Source organism: Lentzea sokolovensis (assembly GCF_033949975.1).
In the GTDB taxonomy this organism is placed as follows: Bacteria; Actinomycetota; Actinomycetes; order Mycobacteriales; family Pseudonocardiaceae; genus Lentzea; species Lentzea sokolovensis.
In genome coordinates, this window is the sequence record NZ_JAXAVU010000014.1 from 905781 (window position 1) to 926345 (window position 20565).

18 protein-coding genes are annotated in these 20565 nt (G+C 68.4%); 6 read left to right on the plus strand and 12 right to left on the minus strand.

Features of this window, described 5'->3' with window-relative positions; all coding sequences use genetic code 11:
- Window positions 1-86: 86 nt before the first annotated feature.
- Complete coding sequence (locus SK854_RS38100) at window positions 87-866, minus strand: bestrophin-like domain (RefSeq protein ID WP_319980011.1); 780 nt, start codon at window positions 864-866, stop codon at window positions 87-89.
- Window positions 867-1129: 263 nt separating this feature from the next.
- Here SK854_RS38100 and SK854_RS38105 point away from each other — a divergent pair, with 263 nt between their 5' ends.
- The 5 genes from SK854_RS38105 to SK854_RS38125 all read left to right on the plus strand — a co-directional run bounded on the left by SK854_RS38105 (window position 1130) and on the right by SK854_RS38125 (window position 7561).
- Window positions 1130-3190, plus strand: a complete 2061-nt coding sequence (locus SK854_RS38105) for a COG1361 family protein (protein ID WP_319980012.1) — start codon at window positions 1130-1132, stop codon at window positions 3188-3190.
- A gap of 74 nt (window positions 3191-3264) precedes the next feature.
- A complete protein-coding gene (locus tag SK854_RS38110) occupies window positions 3265-3819 on the plus strand; it encodes an EF-hand domain-containing protein (RefSeq protein WP_319980013.1) in 555 nt (184 codons plus the stop codon).
- Window position 3820: 1 nt separating this feature from the next.
- Window positions 3821-4537 carry a GNAT family N-acetyltransferase gene (locus tag SK854_RS38115; protein ID WP_319980014.1) on the plus strand — a complete coding sequence of 239 codons (717 nt, stop codon included), beginning with the start codon at window positions 3821-3823 and terminating at the stop codon, window positions 4535-4537.
- 52 nt (window positions 4538-4589) lie between these two features.
- The gene (locus SK854_RS38120; RefSeq protein WP_319980015.1) at window positions 4590-6986 is read left to right on the plus strand and encodes an excinuclease ABC subunit UvrA; all 2397 of its coding nucleotides are present in this window, start codon (window positions 4590-4592) and stop codon (window positions 6984-6986) included.
- Between the two features lie 17 nt (window positions 6987-7003).
- Entirely contained in the window at window positions 7004-7561 is a 558-nt protein-coding gene (locus SK854_RS38125; protein WP_319980016.1) for an EF-hand domain-containing protein, read from the plus strand.
- Here SK854_RS38125 and SK854_RS38130 read toward each other — a convergent pair.
- The gene (locus tag SK854_RS38130; protein ID WP_319980017.1) at window positions 7558-7983 is read right to left on the minus strand and encodes an SRPBCC family protein; all 426 of its coding nucleotides are present in this window, start codon (window positions 7981-7983) and stop codon (window positions 7558-7560) included. The two genes, SK854_RS38125 and SK854_RS38130, sit on opposite strands and share 4 nt — an antisense overlap.
- 9 nt (window positions 7984-7992) lie before the next feature.
- Window positions 7993-9132, minus strand: a complete 1140-nt coding sequence (locus tag SK854_RS38135; protein ID WP_319980018.1) for a Glu/Leu/Phe/Val dehydrogenase dimerization domain-containing protein — start codon at window positions 9130-9132, stop codon at window positions 7993-7995.
- An 82-nt stretch (window positions 9133-9214) separates the two neighbouring features.
- On the opposite strand from SK854_RS38135, the gene SK854_RS38140 reads away from it, so the two are divergent.
- Window positions 9215-10693, plus strand: coding sequence for an APC family permease (locus SK854_RS38140; protein WP_319980019.1), 1479 nt, complete (start codon window positions 9215-9217; stop codon window positions 10691-10693).
- On the opposite strand, the gene rho is transcribed toward SK854_RS38140, so the two are convergent.
- The 9 genes from rho to SK854_RS38185 form a co-directional block, all read right to left on the minus strand.
- Window positions 10674-11699, minus strand: coding sequence for a transcription termination factor Rho (gene rho, locus SK854_RS38145; RefSeq protein WP_319980020.1), 1026 nt, complete (start codon window positions 11697-11699; stop codon window positions 10674-10676). The genes SK854_RS38140 and rho overlap by 20 nt on opposite strands.
- A gap of 195 nt (window positions 11700-11894) precedes the next feature.
- On the minus strand, window positions 11895-12455 hold the full coding sequence (locus SK854_RS38150; protein WP_319980021.1) for a DUF4360 domain-containing protein: 561 nt from the start codon (window positions 12453-12455) through the stop codon (window positions 11895-11897).
- Between the two features lie 30 nt (window positions 12456-12485).
- Window positions 12486-14579, minus strand: coding sequence for an acetate--CoA ligase family protein (locus SK854_RS38155; protein WP_319980022.1), 2094 nt, complete (start codon window positions 14577-14579; stop codon window positions 12486-12488).
- Window positions 14576-15739 (minus strand): acyl-CoA dehydrogenase family protein, encoded by a 1164-nt coding sequence (locus tag SK854_RS38160; protein WP_319980023.1) that lies wholly within the window; start codon window positions 15737-15739, stop codon window positions 14576-14578. Before SK854_RS38160 ends, SK854_RS38155 begins: the two co-directional genes overlap by 4 nt.
- Before the next feature lie 284 nt (window positions 15740-16023).
- Window positions 16024-16374 carry a GntR family transcriptional regulator gene (locus SK854_RS38165; RefSeq protein ID WP_319980024.1) on the minus strand — a complete coding sequence of 117 codons (351 nt, stop codon included), beginning with the start codon at window positions 16372-16374 and terminating at the stop codon, window positions 16024-16026.
- A 74-nt stretch (window positions 16375-16448) separates the two neighbouring features.
- Entirely contained in the window at window positions 16449-16760 is a 312-nt protein-coding gene (locus SK854_RS38170; protein ID WP_319980025.1) for a hypothetical protein, read from the minus strand.
- Window positions 16761-16775: 15 nt separating this feature from the next.
- Complete coding sequence (locus tag SK854_RS38175; RefSeq protein WP_319980026.1) at window positions 16776-18080, minus strand: nickel/cobalt transporter; 1305 nt, start codon at window positions 18078-18080, stop codon at window positions 16776-16778.
- Window positions 18077-19105, minus strand: coding sequence for a tetratricopeptide repeat protein (locus SK854_RS38180; RefSeq protein WP_319980027.1), 1029 nt, complete (start codon window positions 19103-19105; stop codon window positions 18077-18079). Before SK854_RS38180 ends, SK854_RS38175 begins: the two co-directional genes overlap by 4 nt.
- Window positions 19106-19120: 15 nt before the next feature.
- Entirely contained in the window at window positions 19121-20539 is a 1419-nt protein-coding gene (locus tag SK854_RS38185; RefSeq protein WP_319980028.1) for a DUF4331 domain-containing protein, read from the minus strand.
- Between the last annotated feature and the right edge of the window lie 26 nt (window positions 20540-20565).

Here is a 20565-nt window from a genome sequence, read left to right on the forward strand (position 1 = left end):
GGCTTTCGCCAGTCCGCTGCAGTCGAAGCCGCCATCGTTCAGGCCGCCACCTCCCCAGACGTAGGTGTAGATGGGCTCTACGACTTTCAGCGGTTCTCCTCCACCGGTATCCCGGCCAGTTCCTCCGACAGGCCCGTGAACGACTCCGGCTCCACCCGCAACACCCCGCTGAACGGCTGCGTCATCCCCACGCACAACACGCACACGAACGCCAGCACCGCCGCCGTCAGGCTCATCTGCAGCACGTGCCGCCTCCGTGCCGTGAAGCCGATCAACAACGGGAACACGATCATCCCCACGGCTCCCGCGATCGTGCCGAACAACATCAGCACGCCGGTGTTGTCCAGCCCGCCGGCCGAGTCGATCCGGTCGCGGCGCAGGTCGGTGATCTCCCGCATCCGTTCCAGCGACCGCTCCCGCGCGCTCTTCACCTGGTCCGGCGACGCGGGCAGGGACAGGATCTCGGAGTGCAGCGAGTTGAGCGTCTCAGTCGTCGCGTCGTCGGACTCGCCGACGGCCAGGCGCGGCCATTCCTTGTCCGCCACCAGTTTCGGGTACTCGGTGAGCAGCGAGCGGATGTGGTCGCGTTGCGGTTGGGGCATGACGGCGGTCTGCCAGTAGACGTCGGCCACGGCGGCGGCCTCGCGGGAGGCGTTGTCCTCGGCTGCGCCGCTCTCCTCCCAGACGATCACCACGTAGAACGCCAGCGCGACGATGAACAGGCCGCTGATCACCGCGCCCAGGAAGCCTCGCGAGTCCGCGTCCCGGTCGTCGGCCTGCTCGTGGGCACGGGAGCGCCCGAACAGGATGCAGGCGATGGCGGTCACGACCACCGACGCGAGAACGATGACTAGCGCGGTCCACATGGGGTCCATCTCCCCACAGCGGACACCGTTTGACCACCAACACCACGCTTCCCGGCACTGTTGTGCGCCCGTCAAGAGCAACGAGGCGTTGATCAAGCACACAGCAAGTCCACATCGGAGCACGCGGCCTCAACCCGTTGACACGAACAGGAGAACCGCACCCCGCCAACCGCGACGGAGAGTGAGGACGGCGTGATCAACGTGCGGTGACAACCACCGGGAAGCGTGCCAACCTGTGCCCCGACCCGACCGGAAGGCGTGGCATGCGTGTACCGATCCTCATCGCCGTCGTGCTGCTGATCCCACTGCTCACGCCGGGGCCGGTCGCCGCGGCCGAGGTGTGGCGCACCCAGTTCGACGAGGCGGTGTACGGAGACGTCACGGTCGTCGGCAACTCCGTCCTCACCTGCCCGACGCCCGAGCAGGCCGGACCGCATCCGAAGTACCCGCCGCAGTCCTGTGTGGACGCGCTGAACCGCAAGGGGAACGGGCCTTCCGCGCTGAACAACGCGCATCGCATGTCGTGGAACGACGTCGACGCCGATCCGGCGACGGTCAACTCGTCCAGCGCCGAACTCACCATCCCGGCCGGCGCGACCGTCGCCTACGCCAAGCTCGGCTGGGCGGGCAGCGCGCGCTGCCGCGACGCACAAGATCCACCAGGCACACCGCAGGACCCGGTCACCTTCAACGGCGCCGAAGTCGCCCCCGGCCGGTTCGTCATCGACGCGCCGGACGAGCTCTCCCACACCGACAACGCCTTCTACAGCGCCGAAGCCGACGTCACCCGCGCGCTGACGAGCGGCACCGTGACGGTCGGCAACGTCTGGGCACCGCAAGGGTTCGACTGCTTCGGCGGATGGTCGCTGACGGTCGTGTGGAAGTTCGCGAACGCCACCGCGACGACACCCGCGAAGCGTCACATCGCGGTGCACGGCGGGCACGTCCGGCTCCCCACCAAGAAGCCCGTGCTGAGCACGCCGATCGCGCCGACGCACCCAGCGGGCGGGGCCATCCGTCTGGGCATCACCGCGTACGAGGGCGACTGGGCCACGGACGGCGACCAGATGCTCGTCAACGGCGCGTCGATCGGCGGGCGCAACGCGTTCGTGTCGTCCGCACAGGGTGCTGCCTATCCCAACAACATGGGCGTCGACGCGCGCACGGTGACCATCAGCGAGGACGCCCTCAAGCCCGGCACCAAGAGCGCCGAACTCAGCTTCAAGAGGGCGGACGACGCGTTCCTCGTCCAGAGCATCGCGTGGTCGTTCCCGCTCCCCGAACTCACGCTGACGGTCGACCCGGAGAAGCCCGCCGCGCACCCCGAAGACACCGTCGCCCAGACCGCGACGATCACCAACGCCGGTGACGCGCCCGCCGCCGACGTGACCGTGTGCGGCCAGCAGATCGGCACGATCGCTCCACGCGCCACCGAAACCCGCACCTGTTCCTCCACGGCGGCCGACGACGACTACCCCGCGACCGTCGCGGTGAGCGGCACCAGCCTCGCCGGCGATCCGCTCGCGACGCAGAAGGCGACGACGGTCGACGTGCTGCATCCCGCGCTGAGCGCGACCACCACGGCCGACGAGATGACCGCTCTCCCGGGCCAGGCCGTCAAGTTCACGACGACGGTCACGAACACCGGCGACACCCCGCTCTACGACCTCGCCGCCCGCGCGGCCCGGGGGTGCGACCCCCTGCAGGGGCAGCTCGACCCCGGCGCGACGTCCACGGTGGACTGCACGGCCCCCGCCGGCGACGAGAGCGGCGCGCTGACCTCCACCGTCACGGCGGCCGACAAGATCGGCGGCAAGGTCGAGGCGACGGCGTCCGTGCAGGTCAAGGTGATCTACCCGCGGCTGACGATCAGCGCTGCCTGGTCGAAGGACCGGGCGCTGGACGGCGAGAGCGTCACGGTCACCGTCACGGTCGGCAATCCGTCGGACCTGCCGATCGCCGACGTCCGCGTGGAGGGCGAGCCTGCCGCGTGCCAGCGGGAGTTCCCGGTACTGCAACCGCGCGAGCGCGTCAGCTACACCTGTCTGGCCACGGCCCCGATGAACTCACGGTTGACCGTGTCCGGCGCGGGTGCCGGTGGGGCCATCAGCGAAAGCGCGGTCGTGCGGATCGAGTCGCTGAGCGCCCCGCTGCCGCCTGTTCCCGAACCGCGCGCATCGGCGCCTGACGAACCAGCGCCTCCACGCCCGGTCGCGCACGTCGAACAGGTGTCGAAACCGGCGGTCGGTGGTGTGGCCGCGGTAATCGGGATGATCGGCATGGTGGTCGTCGCGAGCGCGTTCTCCGGGTTGGGGCGCCGTTGATAACCGGGAGAATTCGCATTCACGGCACTAACAGAGGCATTTTACTTCGGAGCGGAATGCGGTAGAAGGGCCTTATGGAGATCACCGCCTTCCTAGACCGCAAGCTGGCCCGCCGGTTCCGGACGTACGACTCCGACGGCGACGGGTTCATCGAGCGGGAGGACTTCACACAGGCGGGCGAGCGCACCACGAAGGCATTCGGCTTAGGTCACGACGACCCGAAAGCCGTGCGGTTCCACGACATGCTGATCGGGCTGTGGAAGCAGCTCTCGGCGGTCACCGACCAGGACCGCGACGGGCGGATCAGCGTCGAGGAGTACAAGAAGGCGTTCGCGAACGGGTTGCTGGAGACGCCGGAGTCGTTCGACGAGGGTTATGTGCCGTTCCTCGACGCGCTGATGGCGATCGCGGACGAGGACGACGACGGCAAACTCACTCTGGAAGAGCACGTGACGTGGACCGGCGCGTTGATGAACCTCTCGGAGGCGAACGCGCGCGGAATTCACGACCTGCTGTCCGACGAGGACGGACTGCTGTCCACTCAGGCCTTGCTGGAGGCGATCCGGGAGTTCTACTTCTCCGAGGATCCCGCCGAGGCCGGCAACTGGCTGCTCGGATCGTTGGACTGACGTGCTCTTGAAAACCCTGCAGGAGTACGCGGCCAGGGCCCAGCCCGCCGAACACGTCGAAGAGGCGGGCGGATGGTGGCTGCGGCACTCCCCCGACGACGCCTGGTGGGTCAGCGCGGTGCTGCCGCACGACCGTGAAGACCGGGTCGAGGTCGCCGAGGAGTTCTGCGCCGAACACGGGTCCGGGGTGCGGTTCCAGATCACGCCGGGCGTGTGCGCGGACGACCTCGACCTGCGACTGGAGGACAGGGGTTACACGCGGGGTCATGACATGTCCCTGCAGATCGCCTCGACCGCCGAGGTGCTGCGCCACGCCGATGCCGACGCCGGCGAGGTGACGCCCAGACCGACCGACGAGTGGCTGGCGGCGTGGCAGAAGGTGACCAAGCGGGACGTCAGCGCCGAACGCGACCTGCTCAGCCGCGTCGAGCATCCCAGCACGTACGCGTACGCCGAGGTGGACGGCCAGGTGGTGGCCGTGGGACGCGCCGTGGCCGAGGAGGGGTGGGCCGGGGTGTTCGGCATGGCGACACTCCCGCACGCACGCGGTCAGGGAGCCGCACGGTCCGTGCTGGCCGCACTGGCCTCGTGGGCCGCCGCACGCGAGGCGAACCACCTGTACCTGCAGATGGAGAAGGCGAACACCACGGCGTTCCGGCTGTACGAACGGACCGGGTTCCGCGAGGTCTGCACGTACCACTACCGGATTCGTGCATAACCAATCAGGAATCAAGAAGGCAGAGCCGAGGTGCGCGAGTTAGTTTTGCGCCATGACCAGGACTGCACGGGCGGCGCACGATGCCGACACCCACGATCTGATCCGCGTGCAGGGCGCGCGGGTCAACAACCTGCGCGACGTCGACGTGGAGATCCCGAAGCGCCGGTTGACGGTCTTCACCGGTGTCTCCGGGTCCGGCAAGAGCTCGCTGGTGTTCGGCACCATCGCCGCGGAGTCGCAGCGGCTGATCAACGAGACCTACAGCGCGTTCATCCAGGGCTTCATGCCGACGCTGCCGCGCCCCGAGGTGTACCTGCTGGAGGGCATCACCACGGCGATCCTGGTCGACCAGCAGCGGATGGGCGCCGACCCGCGCTCGACCGTCGGCACCGCGACCGACGTGAACGCGATGCTGCGCATCCTGTTCAGCCGCCTCGGCGCACCGCACATCGGCGGCCCGCAGGCGTTCTCGTTCAACGTCGCCTCGATCTCCGGCGCGGGCGCCGTGACGATCGAGAAGGGCGGCCAGAAGGTCAAGGAGCGCCGCGAGTTCTCCATCACCGGCGGCATGTGCCCGCGCTGCGAGGGCCGCGGGCAGATCTCCGACATCGACCTGACCGAGGTATACGACGAGTCGAAGTCGATCCTCGAGGGCGCGATCAAGGTGCCCGGCTACAACGTCGACAACCAGTGGACCGTGCAGACGTTCGCGCAGTCCGGTTTCATCGACCCGGCCAAGCCGATCCGCAAGTACACCAAGAAGGAACTGCACGACTTCCTGTACCGGGACCCGATCAAGATCAAGGTCAACGGCATCAACCTGACCTACGAGGGCCTGATCCCGAAGCTGCAGAAGTCCATGCTGTCCAAGGACCGCGAGGCGCTGCAGCCGCACATCCGCGCGTTCGTGGACCGCGCGGCGACGTTCGGTACCTGCCCGGACTGCTCTGGTACCCGCCTGACGGAGGCGGCGCGGTCGTCGAAGATCAAGGGCGTCTCGATCGCGGACCTGTGCGACATGCAGATCACGGATCTGGCGGACTGGATCCGCGGCGTGAAGGACAAGTCCGTCGCGCCGCTGGTGGACAAGCTCGCGCACACGCTGGACTCGTTCGTCGAGATCGGCCTTGGCTACCTGTCGCTGAACCGGCCCGCGGGCACGTTGTCCGGCGGCGAGGCGCAGCGCGTCAAGATGATCCGGCACCTCGGGTCCGCGCTGACCGACGTCACGTACGTGTTCGACGAGCCGACGATCGGGCTGCACCCGCACGACATCGAGCGGATGAACAACCTGCTGCTTCGCCTGCGGGACAAGGGCAACACCGTCCTAGTCGTGGAGCACAAGCCCGAGACGATCGCGATCGCCGACCACATCGTCGACCTCGGTCCCGGCGCCGGGCGGGGTGGCGGCACGATCTGCTTCGAAGGGTCCCTGGCGGAGTTGCGCAAGAGCGACACCGTGACGGGCCGCCACCTCGACGACCGCGCGTCGCTGAAGCCCGAGGTGCGGGAGAAGACCGGCGTGCTGGAGATCCGCGGCGCGTCCACGAACAACCTGCGTGACGTCGACGTCGACATCCCTCTCGGGGTGCTGACCGTGGTCACCGGCGTGGCCGGTTCGGGCAAGAGCTCGTTGATCCACCGATCGATGCCGAAGGACTCCGGTGCGATCGTCGTCGACCAGACCCCGATCAAGGGCTCGCGCCGGTCCAACCCGGCGACCTACACCGGTCTGCTGGAGCCGATCCGCAAGGCGTTCGCCAAGGCCAACGGCGTGAAGCCCGCGCTGTTCAGCGCGAACTCCGAGGGCGCCTGCCCGAACTGCAACGGCGCCGGCGTGGTGTTCACCGACCTCGGCATCATGGCGACGATCGAGTCCCCCTGCGACGTCTGCGAGGGCAAGCGGTTCGACCAGGCCGTGCTGGAGTTCAAGCTCGGCGGACGTGACATCTCCGAGGTGCTCGCGATGCCCGTCTCCGAGGCCGTGGAGTTCTTCGGCGCCGGTGAGGCTCGCACGCCTGCCGCGCACGCGATTCTGGAGCGCCTCAACGACGTCGGTCTCGGCTACCTGTCGCTGGGCCAGCCGCTGACGACTCTGTCCGGCGGCGAACGCCAGCGCCTGAAGCTGGCCACGCACATGGGGGACAAGGGCGGCATCTACGTCCTGGACGAGCCCACCACCGGGCTGCACCTGGCTGACGTCGAACAGCTCCTCGGGCTGCTGGACCGCCTGGTCGAGGCGGGCAAGTCGGTGATCGTGATCGAGCACCACCAGGCCGTGATGGCGCACGCCGACTGGATCATCGACCTCGGCCCCGGCGCGGGCCACGACGGCGGCAAGATCGTGTTCGAGGGCACACCCGCCGACCTCGTGGCCGACCGTTCGACACTGACCGGCGAGCACCTGGCGGATTACGTTGGTGCCCCGGCGCGTCGCAAGAAGCGTTGAGCGGGTACCAAGGGGGCATGCACATCACCACGTTCCTGGACCGCAAGCTCAGTCGCAGGTTCGAGACCTACGACAGTGACCAGGACGGGTACGTCAACCGAGCGGACTTCGAACTGGCGGCGTCACGGACGACCGCCGCGTTCGGCCTGGGCCCGGACGACCGGCGGGCGAGGCGGTTCCAGGAGCACCTGCTGGGTGTGTGGGACCACCTCTCCGCCATGACGGACACCAACGACGACGGCCGGATCAGCGTGGACGAGTACAAGGCCGCGTTCGCCAAGGGGCTGCTGGAGCGGCCGGAGGCGTTCGACGACATCTACGTGCCGTACCTCGACGCGCTGATGGCCGTCGCCGACCACGACGGCGACGGCCATCTCGGCGTCGACGAGTACATGCGGTGGACCACGGCGTGGATCAACCTGCCCGAGGACGCCGCACGGGCCGTGCACGCGCGGCTCGACCACGACGGCGACGGCCTGATCGGCACAGAGGACCTGCTGGCGGCGATCCGGGCGTACTACTTCTCGGAGGACCTGGACGGGCCGGGAGCGTGGCTGCTCGGCCCGCTCGACTAGCCCCGGGTCTCGGCGACGCTCTTGATCGAGGCGGCCTCGGTCTCGACGTACCGCCTGGCCAGCCCCTTGGTGAACAGCCAGCCGAGCCCGGACAGCGGCCCGGACACGCTCACGGCGAGGGTGAGCCGGGCGCCGTCCGGGTGCGATTCGACGACGTGCGAGGCGACGCTGAGGGCGCCGGCCTGCTTCGACTCCCAGGTGTAGGACATCCCGCGGGTCAGTTCGGTGACCGTCCACACCGCCTCGGGCAGCTTCGGTTGCCTGAGGCGGGCGCTGGAGCCGACCGTGAACGGTCCGTCGTCGAGGCGTTCCACGGAGTCGACCGTCGGGATTCGTTCCGGCCAGCGCTCGACGTCGATGAGCACCTCCCAGACGCGTTCAGGCGGGGCCGCGATCGTGATGGCGTGCTGCAGGCCAGGCATCGGCCGAGTCTACGACTGCCGGAACCGTTGTTCGATCTCCTTCACCGCGGTGGCCGCGAGTTCTGCCGCCGCCGCTCGGGGTGAGGGCTGGTCGACGATCTTGGCGACGAGCCGGCGCATGTTCGTGCTGATCTTCGCGAACGCCGACTCGGCCGTGGCGTCGATGTCGCCGAACAGGGTCCACCACCACCAGGAGTTCGTGGCGGAGTTCGCGACGACGTCCGGGATGACCAGCGCTTCGATCTTGGCTTCGGCCTCTGCCGTCACCGGCATGTTGGCGGCTTCGACGATCAGCTTGGCGTTGACCTGGTGCGCGTTGTCCTTGTCGATCGCGTAGCTGGTGGCGGCCGGGACCAGCACGTCCGCCTCGACGTCGAGCCAGCTGGCGCGGTCGAGTTCTCGATCTTCGGGGCGCAGTTTTGACCGATCGATGGCGCCGTGGGAATCCCGGGACAGCAAAAGGGTTTCCACATCGAGCCCATCAGGGTTTGCTATGACACCGTGGACGTCCGCGAGCCCGACGATCTTGACGCCTGCTGTGGCGAGGTAGCGGGCCGTGGCGCCGCCCATCGAGCCGAAGCCCTGCACGAACGCGGTGGGGTTGCGCAGGTGGAGGTGCTCGATCCCCGCGAGCGCGGCCTCGGCGACGCCGTAGCCGCCGACCAGTTCGTCCAGGCTGACGCCGTCGACGGTGACCGCGAAGGCGTCCGCGAGGCGTTCCCTGGCCTTCTGCTCGTCGTCCAGCAACGGGTAGACCGCCTGGATGGACGACTGGAGGCCGATCTTCTCGATCGCCACGTCGATGGCCTGTTGCCGCAGTCCGAGGTCCTCCCCCATCGTCCAGAAGCGTTCGACGTAGGGCGACATGGCGTACAGGTACGCCGTGAGGACCTCTTGCGCCCGCGGGTCGTAGGGGTCGAAGTCGATGCCACCCTTCGCGCCGCCGAGGGGAACGTACCGGGCGCCGGGGTCGTAGTTGAGAGCCTCCTTGGCGGTCATCCCCTCCGCCAGGCCGCGGACCTCGTCGAGCGTGCACCCGGCACGCATGCGCAGACCCCCGCTGCTGACCCCGCGCACCAGCCGGTCGATGACGAGGTAGCCACGCGCTCCCGTCGCCGGGTCGATCCACGTGACCTGGAGAAAACTCATCGAACGCGTCCCCTTGACTCGAGCGTGTGACCGGCAGCTCCGCATAACTGACTGACGAATCAGTCAACCACTTGGAGGGCCCGTGAGCGAGGTACAGCCTCTCAGCGGAAACTGGCTGGGCGAACGCACCCACCTGCGCAAGTCGCTGCGCCGGGTCGACGTGACGTTCTACCTGCTCTGCACCCTCGTCGGCCTGGACACGATCGGCAGCGTCGCCGCGCACGGCCCGCAGGGGCTCGTCTGGATGGTGATCCTGGCGGTGGTGTTCTTCCTGCCGTACGGGTTCCTGACCACCGAGCTCGGCACGGCGTTCCCCGTCGAGGGCGGCCCCTACGTGTGGACCAAGCTCGCGTTCGGACGTCTCGCGGCCGGGGTGAACCAGGTCCTCTACTGGCTGTCCAACCCGTTGTGGACGGGCGGCACGCTGGCGATCATCGCCGTGACGACGTTCGAGACGTTCTTCCTGCCGTTGGGCATGGCGGGCAAGCACGTCGCGGGGCTGGCGTTCATCTGGACCGGCGTTCTCGCCGTCGCGGCGTCGTTGCGGATCGGCAAGTGGGTGCCCATCGCGGGTGCGTTCGCGCGGATCGTGCTGCTGGGGTTCTTCATGGTCTCGGTCGTCGTCTACGCGCTGAAGAACGGCGTACAACCGTTGTCCGGTGGCGACTTCGTGCCGACCTGGACGGGTTTCGTGGCGCTGGTACCGGTGCTGATCTTCAACTACGTCGGCTTCGAACTCCCGTCGACCGCCACCGAGGAGATGACGGACCCGCAGCGCACCGTGCCGTTCGCGATCCTGCGTGCGGGCGTCGCGGCGTTTCTTCTTTACGGAGGACCGATTCTAGGGATTCTGCTGGTGGTGCCGGCCTCGCGGATCCAGGGCCTGGGCGGGTTCATCGACGCCGCCAAACAGGTGCTGACCGTCTACGGCGGATCGGTTTCGCCTGACGGAACCGTCATGTTGACCGGCGCGGGCGCGGTACTGGGAAGCATTTGTGCGGCCGGCTTGATCATCGGCGTGCTGACTTCCGGTGTCTCGTGGGCGATCGGCGCGCATCGGGCGCAGGCCGTGGCCTGTGCGGACGGAGCCGGACCCGCCTGTCTGGGCCGTTTGTCCCCTCGTCACGGCACTCCGTTGCGCGTGAACATCCTGTCCGGACTGCTGGCGTCCGTCGTTCTGGTGACGGCACTGAACTTGTCCGGCGGCGACTCCGAGAAGTACTTCACCGCCGGGCTGGCGCTGGTGATCTCGACGACGTTCATCAGCTACCTGCTGACGTTCCCGTCGATGCTGGTGCTGCGCCGCCGGATGCCGGACGTCGAACGCCCGTTCCGCGCGCCTTTCGCCGTGCTGACAACGGTTCTGACGACCGGTCTGGTCGCGTTCACCGTCGTGGTGCTGATCTGGCCGCCGGAACTTCCCCCGGCGTTCGCGGGCGAACGGACGCAGTACACGCTGTCGCAGGTCGTACCGCTGCTGATCGTGCTCGGCATCGGCTTCTTGTTCTACGCGCTGGGTTCCCCGACTCGCGCTCGTGACGTCACCTCGACATCTGCATGAGGAACTCCGCGTTGCTCTGGGTCTTGCGCACCCCTTCGAGCAGCACGTCGATGTCGCGTTCGGCCATGGCACGGCGCATCTTGTCGGTGATGGCGAGTTCCTGCGGCCCGACCAGCAGTTCCGCCTTGCGGGTGCTGGACTGGTGGAGATCCACCGCGGGGTAGATCCGCTTCTGCGCGGCCTTGCGGTCGAGCTTCAGCTCGGCGTTGCCGGTGCTCTTGAGCTCCTCGAAGATGGCCGTGTCGGCCAGCGACCCGGTCTCGACGAGCGAGGTGGCGAAGATCGTGAGGCTGCCACCGTCCTCGATGTTGCGCGCGGCACCGAGGAACTGCTTCGGCGGCGTCAGCGCCCTGGCGTCGATGCCACCGCTGAGAATGCGGCCACCGTTGGGCTGCGCGAGATTGTAGGCCCGCCCGAGCCGCGTCAGCGAGTCGAGCAGGATCACGACGTCCTGCCCGTCCTCGACGAGCCGCTTGGCCCGCTCGACCGCGAGCTCGGCCACGCGGATGTGTTCGTTGGGGTGCTCGTCGAAGGTCGAGGTGAACATCTCACCAGGGATCGTCTTGCGCATGTCGGTGACCTCTTCAGGCCGTTCGCCGACGAGCGCCACGATCAGGTGGACGTCCGGGTAGTTCTTGGCGATCGCCGCCGCGATCTGTTGCAGAACAATGGTCTTGCCTGCTTTGGGCGGCGCGACGATCAGCGCCCGCTGCCCCTTGCCGACCGGCATGACCAGGTCGATCGTGCGGCTGGTGAGCTCGTTGGGGTCGTGCTCCAGCCGCAGCCGCTCGTTGGGATAAAGCGGCGTCAGGTCTTCGAACCGTGGCCGCTTGTGCGGCTTGCGCCCGTTGACCGTGTCAACGCTGATGAGCTTGTCGTTCTCCGCTTCACCGCTGATCTGGTCGCCGCGCCGCAGGTCGTGCTGCCGCACGAGACTCTGCGGAACCTGCGGCCCGTCAACGAGAAACGCCTTGTGGTTGCGTACGTCGAGTACACCGATGTGCATCGGGTCTGTCCTTTCAGGAGGGTTGTTCGAGACGCGCTTCATCGACTCCGCGCACGGGGTGCGACGGGAGGAGAGCGCTGCAGATGCTGTTGATTCGACCGCATCTGATGTGTGGGGCCACCGGCGTGAGAAGCCGGGGGTGTTGGCTGCGGCGTTGTGATCGTCCAGCAGCTGGTCGGAGCTTACGTGCGCTTGTTATTCCGCGCACTTCTTCCACGAGAGCCGGAACGTAGTGCTCACGCTCGAGTCGGTCGAGTCCATGGTCATGAAGCTGCCACTCCCCTTGCCGGTGAGCTTCAGTTCGGTCTCGACGGTCAACGGCTTGCGATCCTTGCACGGCCCGTGCGCGACCCCGCTCGGCGTGTCGGTGACCTGCCAGTTGTCACTCATCGGCGCCTGATAGGTGTGGCTGGTGTGCCGCGTCGGAAATCCGGGGAACCAGTAGCCGTTGCGCACGACACCCTTCGCCTTGTCCGTGAGGTGCGCGAACCCTCGGTAGTCCGTCGCCGCGATGCCGTAGGTGTACCCGGCGGCGTGGTTGATCCTGAGGGCGATCGTGCAGCTGCTCTTGGCCTCGTTTCCGTTGCCCTGCACCAGGAAGTCGCTGTAGGTGACCGTGAACGCCTCGTTGTCCTGGGACATGGCGACGTTCGTCGTGCCGACCGGGCACCCGGAACCGCCGACGCCGACCACGTCGATCGTCACCGGGCCGGGCGGCGGCACGAGCGCTGCCAGCAGTGCCAGCACGACCAGCATCGAGGCCTCCTCACGTCACTGCGGAAGAACCTATCGAGGCCCGCAATCCGTCGAATGGCGCAGAGGCCCACGCACCTGCACGTCATCCCCGGCGAGGCGAGGTGGGGTCATGCCACGCGTTGTCCGCTCCTCGTCGTTCAACGGCACCACCGAGGGGATGATCAGCGCGTCGACGGCCACCACGCCGTCCGGCCCCACGCGCACGGGGTTCAGCTCGATCTCGGCGAGGTCCGGTCTGGCCACGAGCGTCTCGGAGATCTTCGCGATCACCTCGGACAACGCCGCCACGTCGACCGGCGGCGCGCCACGCGCGCCGGACAGGAGTGGCGCGGAGACGAGGCGTGCCAGCATGTCCCGTGCCGTGGCGGGAGTCACGGGCGCCAGCTCGATCGCGGTGTCCCTGAACAACTCCGCGTGGATGCCGCCCGCGCCGACGAGGATCACCGGGCCGAACGAGTGGTCCCGCTTAGCTCCGATGATCAGTTCGACGGTGTGCTCGCGCGTGTCCATCTCTTCGAGGACGTACTGGCCCGGGCCGAGCCGCGCTCGCATCTCCTCGAACGCCGACGCGGGATCGGTGAGGTTGATCTTCACGCCGCCGTGCTCGCTCTTGTGGGCCAGCCAGTCGGCTTTGAGGGCGAACGGGCCTTCGAGACACGTCGCCCGCACCTCGGCCGTTGACGTGACGGCGTGTGCCTTGGGGAACCGGACGAAGCCGAGCAGGTCCCGGGCCGCCAGGTAGCCCGGTTCGAAGGGCGCGACCGGATCACTGGGACCGGAGGGCACGACCGAGTCCGGCTCGCGAGTGGACCGTTGATCAAGCGCACCGAGCCGAGCCGCGTCACCGAGTGCGGCCACCGCGCGCTCGATCGTGTGCTGCACGGGCACGCCGCCCGCGCGCAACGTGCGGACCGCGGCGGAGTCCTCGCGCATGCTGTGCACGACCACGGGCACGCCGGTCTCCCTTGCCAGCGAGCAGATCCGCACGGCGATGGCCACCTCGGAGGACTCCAGGGAGGGCGTGTCCTCTCCGTAGCTGCCGAAGTAGCCGGACAACACGACCGTGTCGACTTCACCTCCGCGCACCAGCACCTCGACCGCACGGGAGTAGTTCGCGAGGTCCTGCTCCCCCGCACCGGCGAGGTCGATCGGGTTGCGTTTCGACGCACCCACCGGCAGACCGTCCACAGCGGACAACGTGGGCACCGTCAGCCCGGCCGCCGCCGCGAGATCCGCCGCGATCGCGCCCTGCCCACCCGAGTCCGAGATGACCCCCACCCTGCCCCCACGGGGCACCCCGGACGTCAGCACCGCCGCCAGGTCGACCAGAGCCGCGGGCGTCGCCACCCGAACCGCTCCCGCGAGGCGACAAGCCGCGTCCACGACGTCCAAACAGGACGTCAGAGCACCTGTGTGCGTACGAGCGGCTTCCTGCGCGGCGACGGAGGACCCGACGGTCAGCAGCACCACGGGTTTGCCGGCCGCGCGCAGTTCCGACATCGCCGCCACGATCCCCGGACCGAAGCTCTCCAGGTAGAGGCCCACGACGGTGGTCAGGTCGTGGGAGACCAGGTCCAGCAACGCTTCCGTCGCCGTCACGTCCGCCTGGTTGCCGACCGAGACGAACCTGGAGATCCCGATGTCCGACGACGCCGCGAGGCCGGCGATCTCCAGCCCGACCTGTCCGCTCTGCGACACCACGCCCAGCGAACCTGCCTGGAACCGGCCCCACGCGAGGTGCAGCGACGTCGCCGCGTCGAACACGCCCAGGCAGTTCGGGCCGAGCAGCCGCGCGCCCGCGTCCCGGATCCGGCGGATGACGCGATCGTCGATTCCCGAGGTGATGCCGACGAAACCGCGCACACCGACCGCGAGCGCCTCGTCCACCACGGCCGGCACGTGTGCCGCGGGTACCGCGAGGACGACCAGTTCGGGGGCCTCGGCCAGTTCGGAGAGCGAGCGGACGGTGGGCTGTCCCAGAACGGCGCCACCACCGCGGTTCACGAGGTGCACGGCGCGGCGGTCGTGGCCTACGAGGGCGCCGCGAGCGAGCCAGTGACCCCACTTGGCGGGGTCGTCGCTCGCCCCCACGACGGCGACGGACGCGGGATCGGAGAAGATCATCTCTCACCGAGGCCGCGGGAGATGATCAGGCGCTGGATGTCCGAGGTGCCTTCTTCGATCTCCTCGAGCTTGGCGTCGCGCATCCAGCGCTCGACGGGGTACTCGCGGGAGTATCCGTAGCCCCCCAACGTCTGCACGGCCGCGTGCGTGCACCACATGGCGTTCTCCGACCCGACGAGTTTCGCCATCGCCGACTCCTGAGCCACCGCGTGGCCGTCGTCGTACAGGGTGGCCGCGCGCACGGCCAGCAGGTGCGAGGTGTCGACGCGCGTGGCCATGTCCGCGAGCCGGAACGCCACCGCCTGGTGCCGGATGATCGGCACCCCGAACTGCTCACGGTCGGTCGCATAGGCGGAAGCGAAGTCCAGCGCGGCACGGGCGAGGCCCGTCGTGGCCGCGCCGATGAGGATGCGCGACGCGTCGAACGTCCGCATCAGGCCGCCGAACGCCTGGCCCTCCTCGCCGAGCCGGTTCTCCACGGGCACGCGCACGTCGCTGAGGAACACCTCGGCGTTGACGATCGCGCGCTGCCCCATCTTCTGGAACGGCGGCCCGACCGTCAGCCCCGGCGTGTCACGCGGCACGACGAAAGCCGTGACACCACGCGACCTCAGCGACGGATCCACCGTCGCGAAGATCACGAACATCTCGGCGTAGGGGGCGTTGGAGATCCAGGTCTTCTGTCCTTTGAGGACGTACTCGTCACCCTCGCGCCGCGCCGACGTCTGGATGCTCGCCGCGTCCGACCCGCTGCCGGGCTCGGTCACGGCGACGGCGGTGAGCGGCGGTTCCGCGGACCCGAGCGGACCGAGGAACCGCTCCTGCTGCTCAGGTGTGCCGAGGTGCTCGATCGGCGCGCTGAAGAATCCGTTGGACGTGATCAGGTTGCCGATGCCGATGTCGCCGTGACACAGCTCCTGCTGAATCAGCACCTGGGTCAGCAGGTCGACGCCACCGCCGCCGAACCGCTCGGGGAGCATGAACGAGGTCAGCCCGAGCGCGGACGCCTTCTCCCACACGTCGAGCGGCGACTCGGTGTCCGCCTCGTCGACGGCACGCCCGCGTGGACGGATCTCCTTCGCCGCGAACTCCCTGGCCAGTTCTACGAACTGCTCCTGTTCGGCCGTGAGCCGCAGGCCGTCGCGGACGGTCCGCCCCATCTCGCACCCCTAAGTTGACTGACGAATCAGTTATTCACGATCCATCGGGCAGCCTAGCTCTGTCGAGACGGGTCAGCAGGGTCGCGAACGGGTGACTACCAGGGCATATGGGGAACGAAGAATGGCCCCTCGACAACGCCGACACCGACGTACGGTGTCCCTGCCGAGATGCTGATCACCTGCTTGGAGCAGCCGGCACGGGTGCGATGTCCGGCTGCGCCGGGGTGGTCCCCGTGATGGCAACCATCCCGCTGCTTTCCGCGAGACGGACTGCCATCACGGGACTAGGTCCGGAGAGCGGCACCGACGATCTCCATGGCCTCCTGCCGCGAGAGGCCCAGCTCCGCGGACATCGCCGCGTACTGGACCGCCGCCGCACGAACGCGTTCGCGGTTGCTGTCGCCGTTCGCGCTGACCACCGTGCCGGCGCGGCCCCGCGTCTCCACGAGGCCGGCCTCCTCCAGTTCACGGTAGGCGCGTGCCACCGTGTTCACGGCCAGGCCCAGGTCCTTCGCCAGGGCACGCACCGTTGGCAGCTTCGCGCCCACCGGCAGTTCTCGGTTCGAGATGGCGTGCGCGTAGTGCACGCGCACCTGCTCGTAGGGAGGTGTCTCCCCCTGGTGGTCGATCTTCACTGCGCCCCATCCTCCCCGCATGTAGCTACTTCTGTATTGACCAACGGGAGAAGGCGGCGGAGGTTGCGGTCGATTCAGCGCAGATTGTTCTTTTCGGCTCCCATCTGCACGTAGAGCTTGCGCCAGCCCTGGTCGGCGTCGGTGGCGGTTTTGCCGTCGCAGTAGGGTTTTGCGCCGTTCGACGTGTAGTAACGCAACAGGGATAACGAGACGACGGTGTCCCAATTACCTTCGTCGAAGTACTCCTCCCCCGGTGTCTGCTCCTGGTGTTTCATGCAGGAGATGTCGGACTGCCGTTCGTCGTCGAACTGCGCGGTGGGGGTGCCTTCGGTGCCGCACGCGGCCAGGCCCAGGGCCAAAGCGGCCAGCACGATGAGCTTCTTCATGATCCTTCTCCTTGACTAACCGGCCAGCGCACGCGTGGCCAGACCGACTCCGACGAGCATCACCAGCGCCGCGGTGCCCAGCGGCGTGAAGTCCGCGAACCCGCGGAAGCGGGCCAGGCGCGGCCCGAAGCGGTCGCGCAACGAGACCAGCAGCAGCCCGGCGGCGGTCAGCATCGCCGCCATGCCCAGGCCGTAGGCGAGCACCAGCACCACGCCGAACCAGGTGCGGCCGAGCGCGATGGCGCCCAGCAGCACCACCAGAGCCGAGGGGGACGGCACCAACCCGCCCGCCACCCCCATTCCGACGAGCCCCGCCCGGCGGTGCGCATGGCCATGGCCGTGTCCGTGCCCATGTCCATGCCCGCGGTCGTGCCGCTTACGACCACGGGACAGCACCGCCGAGCGGAGCAGCACCCCTCCGATCACCGCGACCAGCAGACCGCTCGCGACGCCGAGCCAGCGCAACACCGACTCGCCCGCGATCGCGCTGGACGCACTGATCAGCAGCCCCAGCACCAGGACACCCGCCGTGTGGGTGATGGTGACGGTGGCGCCGACGAGGAGTGCGTCGCGGCGGGTTCCCCTCGAACCCGCCAGGTAGGCGGCCATCACGGTCTTGCCGTGGCCGGGCAGCGCCGCGTGCGACGCGCCCAGCACCAGAGACAGCAGGACCGCACCGATTCCGACCACCGGGGTGAGATCACCCACCAGTCCGACGGCCGCCTTCGTGGCTTCACCCAGAACACCAGGTGGGGTCACGGCTGACCCCTCACCTGGTTGCGCGAGGAACCGCACCGCCCGCACGTCCAGCGGCGACGAGAGCAGGTCGTCCGGGTACGTGCGCAGTTCGTTGCTGATCGTCTCGGCCGGCGCGCCGGACACCGCGATGTCGACGCCGACGACGGTGATCTCGCGCCAGCCGGGTTTGTCCTTGAGGTAGGAGTCGCTGAACGTCACCTCGACCTCCCCGCGCACCGGCAGCGGCGCGGTGTACTCGCAGGTCAGACGCATCGTCGGCAGGCCGGCCTCACCGGGCGGGCGCACGACGTCGGCGTCGAGCACCTCGAACCGCAGTTCCTTCTCGTCGGCCATCGCGTTCAACGACTTCGCGCGTTCCGTGCAGCGCTTGCGGGCGTCGACGAACTCCCGGTCCTGCAGGGTCGGGATCTCCGCACTGTCCACAACGGACCGCAGCTCGATCCGGTCCGCGAACACCCGCAGCCCGTCGTAGTGGTTCACGCTGAGGTTGCTCAACGGGTGGGCCTGCGCCACCCCGCCCATCAGCAGCATCCCGAACAGCACCATCAGGAACACTCTCATCGCAGGCTCCCCAGAATCGCCTCACGGTGCCGCAGCACGGAAGGGTCTCGCCACCCCAGAGAGACGGCCTTGTCCGAGTACGGCAGCGCTTCCGCGGACCGCTTGTTCACGTGCAGAGCCCAGGCGAGAGCATCAGCCGTGAAGACGCTCTGCCGTTTGGCCCACTCCTTCTCCGCGAACCGCAACGCCTCGGCGGGGTCGCCGTGATCGGCAGAGATCAAAGCCGCCGTCAGATCGTCACCGCCCAACGCGCGCAACTGCCGCAAGGCGAGGTCGTACTGCGTTCGCGCCTCGGCAGACCGACCCGCCTTGTCCAAGGCCTCGCCGTACCTCACCAGGTGTTCCGGTGACGGCACCTTCGACGCCAGCTCGCGAGTGGCCTCGACGGACTCGTCGGTCCGCCCGTCCAGCTTGTCCAGGTGGAGCCGGCAGAACGCGACCTCGTCCGGTGACGAAGCCGATTCCAGCGCTCGTTCCAGAGCCCCGCGCGCCTCGTCGAGACGGCCTCGCAGTTCGAAGTGGTAGGCCGCGCGAGTGAACGACGCGACACCCGGCCGTAGGTCAAGCATGCGTTGCAGTGCAACGGATTCACCCTCGGAGTCACCGAGCTGGGTCAACGCGTCGACCAGCACTCCCTGTGCGGCAGCGGAGTCCGGCAACGCCGACACAGCGCGCCGGCCCCAGTCGCGGGCGGCAGCGAAGTCGTGCTGAGCGTTGGCGAGCGCACCACGCCCGATGAACGCCTCGCCGTTGCCGTCCGGCTTGAGCCGCAACGACTCGGTCAGCGCCTTCTCGGCTCGGGAATGGTGCTGGGGGTCGAAAGTGACGCGGGCGAGCTCCACGTGCGCGGACCCGAGCTGGGCCCAGGCAGAGGCGTCCTGCGGAGTGCGGCGGAGCTTGGCCTGCAACGACTCGGCGTTGCGCTGCAAAGAAGAGGTCTGCGTGGCGGCGGGTGTCGCCGCCTGCGGGGGAGCGCAGGCGGCGACAGCCAAAAGGGCAGCCAGCAGCGGAAGTGTTTTCCACATGGGAGGCACCCTCGTTCAGCGGGAGTTGACCGCCTGGTTGCTGGGCAGTCCGACGTACGGGAACCGATCTCCGAAGCGAACGTCGTTGCCGTTCACCCGGTCACCCTTCGCGAGCGCCGGCACGAGCTTGCCGGTCAGCGCCGCGCCTACGACCGCCTGGATCTCGATGTCCACGACGTCGTCGGTGAGCCTGCGGCCGTTCGGGAACCCCTGCAGGTCCCCGCCGAGCACGCCGAGCCGGTTGGGGTTGCGCGTCACCGGCGTGGACATGTTGAGCCGCAACATCTCCGACGGCTGGAACCTCTTCGGGTTCACATCGGCGTTGTTCAGCTGCGAGTTGAGATCGGCCTTGATCGGGCCGCCCGCCTTCGTGGTGATGCCGGTCAGGAAGATCTCCACCAGGTCGGCGCGCGGCGTCTTCGGCGCGGGGATGCCGTAGATCGCCTGGATCAGCCGGGCCAGTTCCGGGTCGTTCACCCGGTCCAGCAGCGCCTGGACCTTCGCGTCACCGACGGGTTCGAGCCCGTTGAACGCGTCCTTCAACGGCGCGGACGACACCACCTCGTTGACCAGCGGGTTGCCGAGCCTCGACACCTGCACGAAGTTGCCCTGCGGGGTCGCCTTGCCGGGGTCGAGCTTCAGCGTGCGGCGCTCGGTGTCACTCCAGACTCCGATCACCGGGTTGCGCTTCGGGTCGCCCTTGAGCGCGAGCATGGTCTTGGGCACCTGGATGGCGATGGTGTTGACGTTGTAGCCCATCAGGGTGTCCTGGTTGACCTCCTTCAGGTTCCCGCCGTACAGCAGGTCGAACACCCGCAGGTCCAGGAAGAACGAGTCCTCGGACGGTCCGATGTAGACCTGGCCGCCACCGGGGATCTTCGCCGTCGCCTGGTCCCTGATCGCGCCGAAGTTCGGGAACGACGCCGGGCCGGTGTTCGACGGCGCCGCGCGGCCGTCCTTCACGAGCTGGGTCGTCTTGCCCTGCTCGACGAGTTCCAGGGAGTAGTTCTGGCGGAACAACAGGTTCTCGTCGTTGATCGACGTGACCGGCCCGTTGTTGTAGAGGAAGGTGTTCGCCTTGCCCCGCCGGTCGTCCGTGCTGAACGTGACCCGGAACGTCTTGTCCGGCACCGCGTCGCCGTCCGCGTCGACGTTGATGTCGTACCGGGCGTCGGTGGCCCACGGGTAGAAGTTGGGGCCGCCGTTGGGTTCCTGCAACCCGAACCAGTTCGCGATGAGCGTGACCGTGTCGGGCTTGTCGGGGCTCGTGAAGGCGTACACGTCGGTGTTGTCGACCGCCGGGTCCGCCGCGATCAGTGGCGCCTCGCGGTGGCTGGAGGCCTGCGCCGCCGGTATCGCCGCCGCCACCGCGACCACGGCCGCGGCCGCGGCGATCGCACCCCGGCGTAATCGTTGTTTGTTGCTACTTGGCATTGTCCTGCTCCCTTCCCACGGCGGGG